Origin of the sequence: Sphingomonas vulcanisoli (assembly GCF_011761305.1) — a bacterium.
Taxonomy (GTDB): Bacteria; Pseudomonadota; Alphaproteobacteria; order Sphingomonadales; family Sphingomonadaceae; genus Sphingomonas_I; species Sphingomonas_I vulcanisoli.
This window is the reverse complement of record NZ_JAAOZC010000009.1, coordinates 19985-33822: the sequence shown is the minus strand read 5'-3', so window position 1 is coordinate 33822 and position 13838 is coordinate 19985. Positions and strand designations below refer to the sequence as shown.

The 13838-nt window shown below is 64.7% G+C and carries 12 protein-coding genes; 3 read left to right on the top strand and 9 right to left on the bottom strand.

The window, feature by feature from the left end:
- Window positions 1–138 precede the first annotated feature (138 nt).
- From FHS31_RS14045 to FHS31_RS14005, 9 genes are all read right to left on the bottom strand, one after another.
- Window positions 139–3078, bottom strand: a complete 2940-nt coding sequence (locus FHS31_RS14045) for a TonB-dependent receptor domain-containing protein (RefSeq protein ID WP_167074627.1) — start codon at window positions 3076–3078, stop codon at window positions 139–141.
- Window positions 3079–3431: 353 nt separating this feature from the next.
- A complete protein-coding gene (pobA, locus tag FHS31_RS14040; RefSeq protein ID WP_167074625.1) occupies window positions 3432–4601 on the bottom strand; it encodes a 4-hydroxybenzoate 3-monooxygenase in 1170 nt (389 codons plus the stop codon).
- Complete coding sequence (locus FHS31_RS14035; protein ID WP_167074623.1) at window positions 4598–5539, bottom strand: Gfo/Idh/MocA family oxidoreductase; 942 nt, start codon at window positions 5537–5539, stop codon at window positions 4598–4600. Before FHS31_RS14035 ends, pobA begins: the two co-directional genes overlap by 4 nt.
- A 76-nt stretch (window positions 5540–5615) precedes the next feature.
- Complete coding sequence (locus FHS31_RS14030) at window positions 5616–6458, bottom strand: class III extradiol dioxygenase subunit beta (RefSeq protein ID WP_167074620.1); 843 nt, start codon at window positions 6456–6458, stop codon at window positions 5616–5618.
- The gene (gene ligA / locus FHS31_RS14025) at window positions 6458–6883 is read right to left on the bottom strand and encodes a protocatechuate 4,5-dioxygenase subunit alpha (protein ID WP_167074618.1); all 426 of its coding nucleotides are present in this window, start codon (window positions 6881–6883) and stop codon (window positions 6458–6460) included. Before ligA ends, FHS31_RS14030 begins: the two co-directional genes overlap by 1 nt.
- Window positions 6880–7929, bottom strand: a complete 1050-nt coding sequence (locus tag FHS31_RS16515) for a Rieske 2Fe-2S domain-containing protein (protein ID WP_167074616.1) — start codon at window positions 7927–7929, stop codon at window positions 6880–6882. The genes ligA and FHS31_RS16515 overlap by 4 nt, the downstream gene beginning before the upstream one ends.
- Window positions 7926–8951, bottom strand: a complete 1026-nt coding sequence (locus FHS31_RS14015) for an amidohydrolase family protein (RefSeq protein WP_167074614.1) — start codon at window positions 8949–8951, stop codon at window positions 7926–7928. The genes FHS31_RS16515 and FHS31_RS14015 overlap by 4 nt, the downstream gene beginning before the upstream one ends.
- The gene (locus FHS31_RS14010) at window positions 8948–9823 is read right to left on the bottom strand and encodes an NAD(P)-dependent oxidoreductase (RefSeq protein WP_167074612.1); all 876 of its coding nucleotides are present in this window, start codon (window positions 9821–9823) and stop codon (window positions 8948–8950) included. Before FHS31_RS14010 ends, FHS31_RS14015 begins: the two co-directional genes overlap by 4 nt.
- 52 nt (window positions 9824–9875) lie before the next feature.
- Window positions 9876–11087 carry a LysR family transcriptional regulator gene (locus tag FHS31_RS14005; protein ID WP_167074610.1) on the bottom strand — a complete coding sequence of 404 codons (1212 nt, stop codon included), beginning with the start codon at window positions 11085–11087 and terminating at the stop codon, window positions 9876–9878.
- Window positions 11088–11182: 95 nt separating this feature from the next.
- Here FHS31_RS14005 and FHS31_RS14000 point away from each other — a divergent pair, with 95 nt between their 5' ends.
- The 3 genes from FHS31_RS14000 to FHS31_RS13990 are packed head-to-tail and all read left to right on the top strand — an operon-like array spanning window position 11183 to window position 13798.
- The gene (locus FHS31_RS14000; RefSeq protein WP_167074608.1) at window positions 11183–11857 is read left to right on the top strand and encodes a 4-carboxy-4-hydroxy-2-oxoadipate aldolase/oxaloacetate decarboxylase; all 675 of its coding nucleotides are present in this window, start codon (window positions 11183–11185) and stop codon (window positions 11855–11857) included.
- Window positions 11850–12905, top strand: coding sequence for a 4-oxalomesaconate tautomerase (locus FHS31_RS13995; RefSeq protein WP_167074606.1), 1056 nt, complete (start codon window positions 11850–11852; stop codon window positions 12903–12905). The genes FHS31_RS14000 and FHS31_RS13995 overlap by 8 nt, the downstream gene beginning before the upstream one ends.
- Window positions 12902–13798 (top strand): amidohydrolase family protein, encoded by an 897-nt coding sequence (locus FHS31_RS13990; RefSeq protein ID WP_167074604.1) that lies wholly within the window; start codon window positions 12902–12904, stop codon window positions 13796–13798. Before FHS31_RS13995 ends, FHS31_RS13990 begins: the two co-directional genes overlap by 4 nt.
- Window positions 13799–13838: the final 40 nt, after the last annotated feature.

Genomic DNA, 13838 nt, shown 5'->3' with positions numbered 1-13838 from the left:
CCCTCCGCGAATCCCGATCACCCCAGCCTCAATCGCGTTGCCGATATCGGCCATTGTCCGCGCCGAGCGGGTCCAGGATAGCGGCGAGCCCGCAAGGGGCCGGTTCGCCTGGTCCGGCTCAGCGCTGACGAATGATCCTCAATAGCTGACGCGCAGGCCGAGTTTGTACGAACGGCCGATCCGATCGAACAGGCCTGTTACGCCCACTGCCGGGAAGGGCGGATCCTTGTCGGTCACATTGTTGACGATGCCGTAGAACTGGACCTTGCGGTTGCCCTGCTTGAGCACATCGACCGACGCCGACAGGTTCAGGTAAAACGCGCCGCTGACACGGTTGTTGGCGATCGATATCGGCGAGGCCGGATCGTAATCCCGGTCCCCCGGACCGACCAGCGTCTTATCGAGCACCCCGCCCTCGATATACCGGCCCTGCGCGGTCGCGGTCACCCGGCCGATCGCATAGGTCAGCGATCCGTTGAGGATCCAATGCGGCACGGCGGTCGCGCCGTTGGTGATCACGCCCGAGGTGAAGCCGCCCGATTGCCCGGCGCGGTCCACCACGCTGCCGACGTTCGTGATGACGCCAGCCGCATTGTAGGTGCGCGCAACGCCGGTGCCGTCATCGGTGATGAGGTGCGCGGTATAATTGCCCGACAGCCGCGTCGTCAGCCGGCCGCGTCCCAGCGGAAACCGGTAGCTCAGGTCGAAGTCGATGCCGCTGGTCTTGAGCTTCGCGACGTTCAGCAATTGGGTGCTGATCGAATTGATGACCGTCGCGGTGCCGGTGCCGGTGCGGTTGACGAACGAGCAATAAAAGCCCGGCGCGTTACGGCCCACTTCGGCGACGCACCCGTCGATGATCGTCTGGGCCGGGAATGTGCCGATCGCGCCATCGATGCTGATGTCGTAATAATCGACCGACAGGTTCAGTCCGGGCAGGAATTTCGGCGCAAGCGAAATGCCGATGGTCTTGGTATCGGCGATTTCTGGGCGCAACGTCGGGCTAGACTGGCTGATCACGGTGAACTGATCGGTCACGCCCGAAAAGCTGTTGACCAGGCTGGCGCGCACGCTGTTCACGGCGAAAAGTTCGCTGTTGTTGGGCGCGCGAATATCGCGCGATCGCGTGCCGCGGATCAGAACACCCTCGATCGGCTCCCACGTCGCGCCGACCTTCCAGGTCGTCACGCCGCCGGTCGTGCTGTAATTGGTGTAACGAACCGCGCCGTTGACATCGAGCTTGTGCAGCAGCGTGACATCCCGGGCGAGCGGCACGACGACCTCACCATAGCCTTCCTTGACCGTGATCGAGCCGTCGAACGCCTTGGGATTGTTGTAGTTGAAACCCGATGCCTGCGAAATCGCATCGGCATCGGCATGCGCCTTTTCCTGGCGATATTCGCCGCCGACCGCGATCGCGATAGGCCCGGCCCAGGTCGAGAAAGGCTCGCCACGAAGGTTGGCCGACCCAACCTGTTGGGTCGTGGCGACCTTGTAGATCGCCGTACCGTCGACATAATTGATCGCAGCCTGGCTCGGCGAGCCGACACCGAAAAGATTGATCGGCTGACACCCCAGCGCGCGCGCGGTCGTATCGCGGCAGACCGCTTGCCCTCCCACCAGGATCGAGTCCACGGCATAGCGATAATTCTGCTCGATCCGCAGATTGCGGATGGTCGAATCGAAGGTATTGCGGCCATATTCATAATAAGCGTCGAACGACCAGCCGCCGCCCAACTTGCCTTCGACGCCGCCGACGACCCGCTCAGTGGTGTTCTGGTTGCGCGCCAGCACCGGGCCGAAGTCATTGTTCTGACGGCCAAGGCTGAACGAACTGATGCCGTTCGCATCCATGATCGCGGCGATCTGCGCGGGCAGGAAGGCATTGCTGCGCTGGATGACGACCGCTCCCGCAGTCGTGTCGCGCGTGGACGGCGTGTGAAAGCTGGCGCCCGATCGCCCGTAGTTCGCATCGACGAAGACGGAGAGGCTGTCGGTCAGATCATAATCGACATGCGCCATCGCGACGCGGCGATCGACAGGCAGAACGAGTTGCAGGCTGTTGCGCGCATAAAGGCCGGGATCGCCGCCCGTGAAGTTGATCGACGAGGTGCCCACCACCGTGCCGTAAGGAAACGGCTGGACCGCACCGCCCGGACCGAACTGGATGCCGCGCAGCACATCGGCACCGTTCGCGGGATTGGTATCGGCATTCACGCCCAGGATGGTGCCGCCATAGGCATAAGCAATCGATTGCACCCCGGTCGCATAGAAGCGCGACGGTGTGCCCGCCGGCCGTGCGCCAATATAGGAGACGAGGTCGCCCTGCAGCCGCCCCCAGTCCCGATCGAAATAACTGTCGACCCCATCCGATTTTACATATTCGCCGCCGATCACGACATGGCCTCGGTCGCCCGCGAACGGGGTGCCGAAAGCGAGCGACAGCCGGCGCTCGGCGGCATCGCCTTCCTTCGAGATGCCGTAGGAAATATCGGACTTGAAGCCTTTCAGCCGTCGGTCGGTCACGATGTTGACCACGCCCGAAACCGCATCCGAGCCGTACGCCGCCGACGCGCCGCCCGTCACGACATCGACGCGATCGATCATCAGCGTTGGGATGAGGTTGAGATCGACCTGCCCCGTCGCCGAGGATGGCACGAACCGGCGCCCGTCGACCAGCGTCAGCGTGCGGGTGCTGCCCAGCGCGCGCAGATCGGCGAAATTCTGGCCGGCGCCGAGCGCGTTCTGCGGATTGGTCTGCGGTGTCTGAGTAGCGCGGAAGGACGGCACCTCGTTCAGGAAGTCGCCGATGTTCGATAGGCCGCGCTGATTGAGCAATTCTGCCGACAGAACCTTGGTCGGCGTCGGTGCGGTAAAGCCGCTCACGGCAACACGCGAACCGGTGACGATGATCTCCGGTCCGGGAGCAGCCGCCTGATCCTGCGCGCTGGCATCGCGCGCCGCTGCCGGCGCGGGCTGCACGGGATTGCCCGCCGCAGCGGATTGCGCCTGCGCTCCGGTCGAAATCAGCGCGAGCGCTGCCGATGCCGCGAGTAAATGCGTCCGATTCACTGTCATGATGTGCGTCCTCTCCCTGACCACCTACTTCAGGTTCGATTCAATCCGCTCATTCGGCGGTTTGGATGATAAGTCCCTCTTGTAAGGCTACCTGTCAATTAAAAAGTCAGACGTCTGCATTTCTCAGATACGGGAATTTGTCAGGCGGGACGTCCTGGTTCGGCGATCCGTATAGGTCGAGCGTCCGTCCTACACCTTGGAAAGGTGGGATTTTTTGCGCTATTTGCGCTCCTGGCGGCCACTGGCCGACGGTGCGTTTTTGCCGATGGCGCGCTTCTGCCGGCATCGAGGACCATTCCGGCGACGCCCGGGATCATCCATTAAGCAGCAGGGCTCACAGTCTCGCTTCCAGCCTAGAGCGGTAGCCCGACATAATTCTCCGCAATCGCCGTGCGCATCGCTTCGGATCCCGCGACATAGGCCAGTTCGGCCTTTTGCATGCGATGCTCGAACGGACCATCCTCGGGAAAACGGTGCATCAGCTTGGTCAGCATCCAGCTGAACCGTTCCGCCTTCCAGATGCGGGCCAGCGCCTTATCCTGATAGCCGGTCAGGCCCGCCTCCTCGCCATGCCGGTAATGGCGGATCAGCGCATCCGAGAGATAGGCGACGTCCGAAGCGGCGAGATTGAGGCCCTTCGCGCCGGTGGGCGGCACGATATGCGCGGCGTCACCGGCCAGAAACAGCCGGCCGTGGCGCATCTTTTCGAACACATAAGAGCGCAGCGGTGCGATCGAGATTTCAAGGGCTGGACCACGCACGACCGGCCGTTCCGCCAGCGGCGCAAAGCGCAGTTCGAGTTCATCCCAAAGCCGCTGCTCGGGCCAATCCTCGAGCTTCTCGCTGATGGGCACCTGGATATAATAGCGGCTGCGCGTGGGCGAACGCATCGAGGCGAGCGCGAAGCCGCGATCGCCGTTTGAATAGATCAGCTCGGGATGGCACGGCGGGACGTCGGCAAGGACGCCGAGCCAACCGAACGGATATTCCCGTTCATATTCACGGGCGAGAGCAGCCGGGATCGCCTTACGCGAAGGGCCGTGGGAACCGTCACAACCCGCAATGAAATCGCAATCGACGCGCTTTGTGACGCCGTCCTTGCCGAACGTGACGAACGGCGCATTGCTGTCGGGATCGTGGATCGCGACGTCGCTCGCTTCGAACACGATCTCCAGCCCGCGCTCGGGTGCGGCGGCGATCAGATCGCGGGTTACCTCGGTCTGGCCGTAGACCACGACCTGCTTGCCGGTCAGCTGCGTAATCTCGATCCGGATGAGATGCTCTTCATCGGCGAGGTTGAACCCTTCTTCCATCATCCCGTGAGCATTCAGGCCCGCATCGATGCCGAGTCTGTGAAGCAGATCGGTGGTAACCGTCTCCAGCACACCAGCGCGGATTCGGCTCTCGACATAGTCCCGTTTCTGCCGCTCGATGATGATGCAATTCACACCGGCCGCGCGCAGCAGATGGCCGAGCAACAGGCCCGATGGTCCTGAACCGATAATGGCGACCTGCGTCTTCACGCGCCGAGCTGCTGCTCGAGCGCGTCGAGAATGCGGTAGCAAGGCATCACTTTTTGTACGCTCGCATTAGGCTCGCGCCCCTCGCGGATCGCGGCCACGAATTCACGGTCCTGAAGCTCAATGCCGTTGGTCGAAACCGTAACGCCGGTCAGATCGACCGGCTCTTCCTTACCGGTGACGAGATCGTCGTAGCGCGCGATCCAGGTGCCGTTGTCGCAGATGTAGCGGAAGAAGGTGCCCAGCGGCCCGTCGTTGTTAAACGAGAGCGACAGAGTACAGATCGCGCCGCTTTCGCTCTTGAGCTGGATCGACATATCCATCGCGATGCCGAGTTCGGGATGGATCGGCCCTTGCAGCGCATGTGCGGCGACGATGGGCCCAGACTGGTAGGCGAACAGGTCGACGGTGTGCGCGGCGTGGTGCCAGAGCAGGTGATCGGTCCAGCTGCGCGCCTCGCCCTTGGCGTTGATGTTCTTGCGACGGAAAAAGTAGGTCTGAACGTCCATCTGCTGAACGGAGACCTCGCCCGCGGTGATCTGGTTGTGGATATATTGATGGCTCGGATTGAAGCGGCGCGTGTGGCCGACCATGCACACAAGGCCCGTCTGCTGCTGCAGTTCCAGAACGCGCTCGCCGTCCGCCAGAGTGTCGCAGAGCGGAATCTCGACTTGGACATGCTTGCCGGCCTCCATACACTGGATCGCCTGAGCGGCGTGCATCTGGGTGGGGGTGGCGAGGATCACCGCGTCGAGCCCCGGCAGCGCGAGCGTATCGCCGAGATCCGTTGTAACATGGCCGATGCCATATTTGTCCGCGGTCCGCTGCGTGCTTTCCAGCGTGCGGCCGACGACTGAGATGACCTCGACCCCGTCGATCAGCTTGAGCGCATCGAGATGCTTTTCTCCGAAGGCGCCGGCGCCGGCGAGAGCAATCTTCATCTGTTCAACTCCTGTTGGTCACTCAGGCAGGCCTGGATTTTCACAAAGCGCGTGGCCGCCCTCGCCGCGATGGCGACTAAGCAACCGGTTCGAGAACGATGTGCCCAACCGCGGTGTTGGAGGCCGGCACATGATAATGGCGGTGCAGTTCGCGCGTCGTCTTGCCCAACGCACCGCGCATGATCAGCCACATGACCATCTCAATGCCTTCAGAGCCCGTTTCGCGCAGATATTCGATGTGCGGAATGTGGCGCAGCGCATCACTGTCACCCACGAGACCATCGAGGAACCGGTTGTCCCATTCCTTGTTGATCAGGCCCGCCCGCGTGCCCTGCAACTGGTGGCTCATGCCGCCGGTGCCCCAGACCTGCACATTCAGATCCTCCTCGAAGCTCGCGACTGCACGCGCGATCGCCTCGCCCAGTGCCCAACAGCGATTGCCCGTCGGCGGCGGATAAGTGACGACGTTGACCGCGAGCGGAATCACCCGGCACGGCCATGCCGCCGGCTTGCCGAACATCATCGACAGCGGCACGGTCAGGCCGTGATCGACGTCCATCTCGTTGATGATCGTCATGTCGAATTCGTCGAGGATACAGCTCTGTGCGATATGCCAGGCGAGATCGGGATGGCCCTTCACCACGGGCACTGCGCGCGGCCCCCAGCCTTCGTCGGCGGGCTGGAACTCCTCCGCGCAGCCGATCGCGAAGGTCGGGATGATCTTCATGTCGAACGCTGAGGCGTGATCGTTGTAGACCAGAATGACCACATCCGGCTTTTCGGCCGCCTCCCAGGCTTTGGTCCATTCGAAGCCCGCGAAAGCAGGCGCCCAATAGGCCTCCCCCGTCCTGTCGAAATCGGATGCCACACCCAGCGCGGGGATATGGCTGCAGGCAACGCCTGCGGTGATCCGTGCCATCAATTCTTGTCCTTGATCGAGCGCATACCATCAGGCGAGCGCCCACCGGCGATCATCATCGCGGAATACTCCTCAAGGCTCATGCCACTCATCGTGCTGACGCCCTGCAAAAAGCTCTTCCCATCGGTCGCGAAAAGCTTTGCTAGGAAATAGATGTTGCCACCCAGGTCGAGCAGCCGGTTGTAATCGCGATCGAGAACCGCCGAGCGCTGATCCTCGCTAAGCCCCCACTCGTCCAGGTAGGCGCGTTCGTCGGCCTTCCAGCGCGCGCGATTCTCGGGCTTCATCAAGCTCATCGCGAACTGGTTGAGCTGGTAGCCCTGCCGTGCGCGCTTCGCCGTGAACACGCGCGTGCCGGGTATATCGTCAAACTCGGCGAGATAGGCGTGGATGTCGACCACGCCTTTGGGTTTCTGGCGGGTCATTCGGCGGCTTTCTGAAACGCGGTCGGTTGGATCGGCTGCATCAGGCGCGCGATGATGCGCCGCGCGCGAATGCCGCCCTGATCGATATTGTAGGCGTTGAGCTTGAGATCCGGGTTAGCGAGGATCGCGCGCTGCTGCGCCTCGAGGATCAACTTGTCCTCCGCGAAGACGCCGCCCTGCGATCGCTTGAAGCGAGCGGTGAAACCAGCATCGTCGATATCGAAGCTGCGCGCCATGCCCCAGAAATAGTGCATCGTCGTCTCGGTCTCAGGCGTCATGCAATCGACCACCATGCCGCGGACACCCTGGTCGTGATTTTCCAGCGTCGCGCCCGCACCGACCGGAGCAACGCCGACATCGATCATCACCGAGGACGGCGCGACGAATTCGCAAATCTGCCAGCGATCGACGGGCCCATCCTTCTTGAGCGCGCCGCGCCAGAAGGGCGGCGCATCGACGCCGGGCATCCAGCGGGTGATATAAGCGCGGTCGCCCTCGGTGCGCGCCTCGATCGGGGCCTCCATCAGCTCGGGCTGGCCGATCGATCCAGCGTGGACGTGCGTCTCGTGGGTCAGGTCCATGAGGTTATCGATCATCAGGCGATAATCGGCAGCGACGTGATAATAGCCGCCGTCGAAGGCCCAACCTTCGGCCGAGCAGGGCCAGAGATCGGGGATCAGCGCCGCATCGGCCAGCGCCTTTTCGCCCACCCAGATCCAGACGAAGCGATGCTTCTCCGCCACCACGAAGGTCTCGGCGCAGATGCTCTTGTTCACCCGGTCGGTCTTGAGCGGCATTTCCTCGGCGACCCCATCCGGACCGAGCTTCAGCCCGTGATATGTGCAGCGGATCGAATCCCCTTCGCGCAGCCCCATCGATAGAGGCAGCATACGGTGCGGGCAGGCGTCGCGCATTGCCACCACGCTGCGATCGAGCTTGCGATAAAGCATCACCGGGACGCCGCAGATCGTGCGCGCAATGGGCGTACGGTCAATCTCGGCATCCCAGCCGGCGACGTACCAGGCGTTGGTGATCCAGGTGGTCACCGACCCTGCGCCTTGAGTTTGGCATCGAGCCGAGGGAAGACCTTGCGTGCATTGCCCGAGAAGATCGCCGCACGCTCGGCATCCGAAATCTCCAGCGCATCGACGTAGCGCTTGGTGTCGTCGAAATAAAAGCCCGTCTGCGGATCGATGCCGCGCACCGCGCCGACCATCTCGCTGCCGAACAGGATATTTTTATTCTCGATCACGTCGGCCAGCAGATCGATCCCCGACTGGTGATAGACGCAGGTATCGAAGAAGATGTTGTTCATCAGATGCGTGTCGAGCGCGGGCTTCTTCAACATGTCCGCCAGGCCCCGGTAGCGACCCCAATGATAGGGCACCGCGCCGCCGCCGTGCGGGATGATGAACCTGAGGCTGGGGAAATCCTTGAACAGATCACCCTCCAGCAGCTGCATGAAGGCGATCGTATCGGCCGCGATATAATAGCCGCCGGTGGCGTGCATCGCCGGATTGCAGCTCCCCGAAACGTGGATCATCGCCGGCACGTCGAGCTCAACCATCTTTTCGTAAAAGGGATACCAGTAGCGATCGGTGAGCGGCGGATGGGTGAAGTGGCCGCCGCCGGGATCGGGATTGAGGTTGCAGCCGATGAAGCCGAGATCGGTAACGCAGCGCTCCAGCTCGACGATCGAATTCGCCATATCGGCCTTCGGGCTCTGCGGCAGCATGCAGACGCCGACGAAGGTCTCGGGGAAAAGGCCGACGACGCGCGCGATCAGATCGTTGCAGTGGATCGCCCATTCCTTCGCGACGCCCGCATCGCCGATGTGAGGCGCCATCGTGGAGGCGCGGGGCGAGAAGATCGTGAGATCGGCGCCCCGCTCCCGGATCAGGCGCAGCTGGTTGGCCTCGATCGTCTCGCGGATCTCGTCATCGGAAATGTCGGGATAGGGAGGCGCCGGGGTGCCGGCCTGGAACGCCGCTTTCTGCTCCTCGCGCCAGGCATCGTGCGCCTTGGGCAGCACGGTATAATGGCCGTGGCAATCGATGATCATGGTCATGCCGCTTCCTCCAGGCGGTCGTTCAGGATGGCGGCGATCTTGGCATTCAGGCCATCGGGCGCGGTTCCGCCCAGCAGGCCGATCGCGCGCTGACGGATGACCGTGCCGCGCGTCATCACCGAGCCGGTGCCGAGGCTGTCGAGCGTCTTGACGACCTCCTCCATTTCCTCAGCGCGGCGCAAGCCGTGGATCATCATGCGATCGAGATTATAGTCGCCCCGCACCGCCCAGCGGTCATCGGTGGCGCTGGCATCGAGCGAGGCTATCACCGCATCGCGCACCCCGGCGCGCGTCGCGGCGAGCAGGCACTCGGCGGTCAACGCCTCGATCCCCTTGACCATTACCGATCGGATCATCTTGATCGACGCGGCGGCGCCGACATCGCCCGGCTGGAAATGGACGTTGGTGAAGCCGAGCCCGCCGAGCGCGGCCAGCCCGGCCTGGGCGTGCGGCCCGCAGACCAGCAACGGCACCGCGCGCCGCTTGGGATGGACCGGCGCCATCACCGCGACATCGACATATCGGCCGCCGGCCGCCTCGATCGCTTTCGCGGCGGCGCGCTTGGTATCGGGCGCGACCGAATTCATATCGAGGAACAGCGCCTGCGGGCGAAGGTACTGCGCGGCCTCGCACGCGGCGGCCAGCGCCTGATCGGCGGTCACCAGTGACAGAATAATTTCGGCTGCGGCCACTGCATCGGCCGCGCTGGTGTATGCGGCAGCGCCCAGCCGCCGATACTCCGCCCGCTTGGCCATCGCCGTATCGGCCATATCGGTCATCCGGTCATAGGCGCCGAACGGTGCCGGCAGGCCCTCGGCGAAGGCCTGTCCTGCCTCTCCGAAGCCAAGGAATATCGTCGTCGGCCGCTTCATGCGCCATCCATGCGAAGTGGGCGGCGGCGGCGCCAATACGAATGACGGCGCGCTATTCGATTTCCTGAAGTCTTCGATCTTCGACCGCCGCCCGGAGCAGGCCGAGAAAGCGCGTTTGGACCGCGGTGGGGCGCCAGCCCTCGCGCGTGGTCAGCCCGATCGTGCGCTCGCCATGCACCGGCAACGCGCCGATCAAGGCAAGCATGCCGTTGGCGATCTCCACCGCCACCTGATCGGCGGAAAGCAGGGTGAGCAGATCGGATTGGCCGAGCACGCCGCGGATCACCATCACCGATCCGCACTCCAGCGGTGCCGCTGGAGTCGGGCCTCCCTCGAACAGCCGCTGCCAATGGCGGCGGAGCGGCGTATCGGGCTGGCCGATGACCCAGCCGTAGCGGCGGTAATCGTCCAGCGTCGGCGGCGGGCCGCCGAGCAGCGGATGGCCGGCGCGTCCGACGACGATCAGCCGATCCACGAACAGCGGCTCCTGGACCAGACCGGACGGCGGCGGATCGCGCAGCGCGCCCACCATCAGATCGATCGCGCCATCGCGCAACGGTTCGACCAATTCGCGCCACGAACCCTCCCGCACGTCGATCGTCACGCGCGGTTCGTTGCGCATCAGCGCCGCGATCGCGGCAGGCAGCAACAGCGCCCGGGAGAGCGGCATTGCGCCGATCGCGATCCGGGTGCCGACGCCCGGATCGGGCGAAACCTCGCTGATCGCGGCGGCGATCTCGGCGGCGGCAAGGCGGATGCCGCGCGCCAGCCTGCGGCCCGCCGCCGTTATGGTGAGGCCGCGCCCGGTGCGCTCGTCCAGCGCGATCCCGCACAATTGCTCCAGATCGCGCACGGCGCGGTGCAGCGCGGGCTGCGTGATGCCGGTGCGCGCCGACGCCGCCGCGAAGCTGCCGGCATCGGCCAGGCTGAGGAAGGCGTGGAGCTGGGTGCCGGTCATCAGCAGATCGGCACGCGCGAAGCCGCGCGCCCCGCCCCGCCCCATCGCGCGCACCGCCTTGGCGAGATGATCCAGCGCCGCGGTGGCGCGTTCCGCCATCACCAGCCCCGCGGGCGTGGCGTGAACGCCGTCGGTGCGGCGCAGGAACAACGGGATCCCGAGCTGACGTTCGAGCTTGGCGAGCCCTTGCGTCAACGCGGGCTGTGACAGGCTCACCGCCTCCGCCGCCGCGCTCACATTGCGATGCGCAACGATGGCGGCGAGCGCGCGCAGATGCCGCAAATTGAGCGCGAACGGCGTGATCATCGCCGCACGATTAGCAAATACTTATCGCCGGCGTCCATTTGTGATTGGAAGCGGTGATGCGGCGGGCGTCAAGCAGCGCGGCAAAGGAGAGCTTCATGGCTGGGCGTGTCATCCGCACCATATCCCGCGCCGATCCTGCCGTGATCGACGGACTGGCCAAGGCCGGCGTGGCGACGGTGCATGAGGCACAGGGCCGCATCGGCCTGCTCGCGCACCATATGCGTCCCATCTACCCCGGCGCGCGCATCGCCGGATCGGCGGTCACCATCTCCGCGCCCCCGGGCGACAATTGGATGGTGCATGTCGCGATCGAACAGCTGCAGGCCGGCGACATCCTCGTGCTTGCGCCGACCAGCCCCTGCGTCGATGGCTATTTCGGTGATCTGCTGGCGACCTCGGCGATGGCGCGCGGTTGCCGCGGCCTGGTGATCGATGCGGGCGTGCGCGACGTGCGCGATCTGACGCAGATGGGCTTCCCCGTCTGGTCCAAGGCGGTGTTCGCGCAAGGAACGGTCAAGGCGACGCTGGGATCGGTCAACGTGCCGATCGTCTGCGCGGGCGCGGGCGTGGAGCCGGGCGATGTGATCGTCGCTGACGACGACGGCGTCTGCGTCGTCAAGCGCGCCGATGCCGCGGGCGTCTTGGAGAAAGCGCAGGCCCGCGAGGCGAACGAAGAGACGAAGCGCCAACGCCTGGCGGCAGGCGAACTCGGCCTCGATATCTACGATATGCGCGGCAAGCTCGCCGAGATGGGCCTCACCTATGAGTGACAGCGCACCCTGTATGTGGATGCGCGGCGGCACCTCCAAGGGCGGCTTTTTCCTGGCGAGCGATCTGCCGGCCGACACCGTCGCGCGGGATGCCTTCCTGCTCCGCGCCTTCGGTTCGCCCGATCCAAGGCAGATCGACGGCATGGGCGGCGCCGATCCGCTGACCTCCAAGGTGGCGGTCGTCGCCAAATCGGCGCGGGACGGCGTCGATGTCGATTATCTCTTCCTTCAGGTGTTCGTCGATCAGGCGATCGTCACGGATAGCCAGAATTGCGGCAACATGCTGGCCGGTGTCGGCCCCTTCGCGATCGAACGCGGGCTGATCGCCGCGGCGGGCGAGGAGACGCGCATCGCCATCTTTATGGAGAACACCGGCCAGGTCGCGGTGGCGACGGTCCGGACGCCGGGCGGCACGGTGGCCTATGCCGGCGATGCGGCGATCAGCGGTGTACCCGGCACGGCGTCGCCGATCCCCCTCGCCTTCCGGGATACCGCGGGCTCCTCGTGTGGGGCGCTGTTGCCGACCGGAAACGGCGTCGACGAGATCGACGGCGTGACGGTAACATTGATCGACAATGGCATGCCCTGCGTCGTCCTGCTCGCCGCCGATGTGGGCATCACCGGCTATGAGGACCGCGATACGCTCGATGCCGATAGCGCGATGAAGGCCAGAGTGGAGGCGATCCGCCTCAAGGCCGGGCCGCTGATGAACCTTGGCGACGTGAGCGAGAAATCGGTGCCCAAGATGATGCTCGTCGCCCCGCCCAGGAACGGCGGCGCCATCGCCGTGCGCTCGCTGATCCCGCACCGCGTCCATGCCTCGATCGGCGTGCTCGGCGCGGTGAGCGTCGCCACCGCCGCGCTGGTTCCGGGCTCGCCCGCCGCCGCCGTCGCCAAGGTGCCCGAGGGAGGGACCAAGACCTTGGGCGTGGAGCATCCCACCGGCGTCACCGAATGCGTGGTCACGGTCGACCATGCCGGGCAGCCGATCGAAGCGGGAATGCTGCGCACGGCGCGCAAGCTGATGGATGGGATTATCTTCGCATGAGCACCGACGGCGTTACCGATTCCTCGGGCCGGGTCCGCAGTTGGACCCTCACGCCTTCGACGCCGCGCTTCGTGCCGCCGCCGGGCGCGGTCGATGCGCATTGCCACGTCTTCGGCCCCGCCGCCGATTTCCCGTTCAGCGCCAAGGCCAAATATCAGCCGCAGGACGCCACCCCCGAGATGCTGTTCGCGCTGCGCGACAAGCTTGGCTTCGCGCGCAACGTGATCGTGCAGGCGAGCTGCCATGGCACCGACAATGCCGCGACGCTGAACGGCATCGCCAAATCGAACGGACTGGCGCGCGGGGTAGCTGTGGTCGATCCGGCGATCCCGGATGCGGACCTCGACGCACTACACGCAGGCGGTATCCGCGGCATCCGCTTCAACTTCCTCAAGCGCCTGGTCGATGATGCGCCCAAGGACCGGTTCCTGGAGGTGGCGCAGCGGATCGTGCGGCTCGGGTGGCATGTCGTGATCTATTTCGAGGCCGATATCCTGGAGGAGATGCGCCCCTTCATCGCCGCGCTCCCCGTGCCGGTGGTGATCGATCATATGGGCCGCCCGGACGTAACGCAGGGCCCGGACGGCGCCGACATGGCCGCGCTGCGCACGCTGATCGACAGCCGGCCCGATATCTGGGTGAAGGTCACCTGCCCCGATCGCCTCGATGCCGGGGGAGCGCCCTATGAGGATTTCGTCACGGCCGTCCGTCCGCTGGTCGAGGCCTATCCCGACCGCATTCTCTGGGGCACGGACTGGCCGCATCCCAATATGGAAACGCGCATCCCCGACGATGGGGCGCTGGTCGACGTCATCCCGCGCATCGCGGTGACCGAGGAGCTGCAGCACAAGCTGCTCGTCGACAATCCGATGCGGCTCTATTGGCCTGATTAACGAAACGGCGGGCTTCGGCCCGCTCACAGGATATACGATC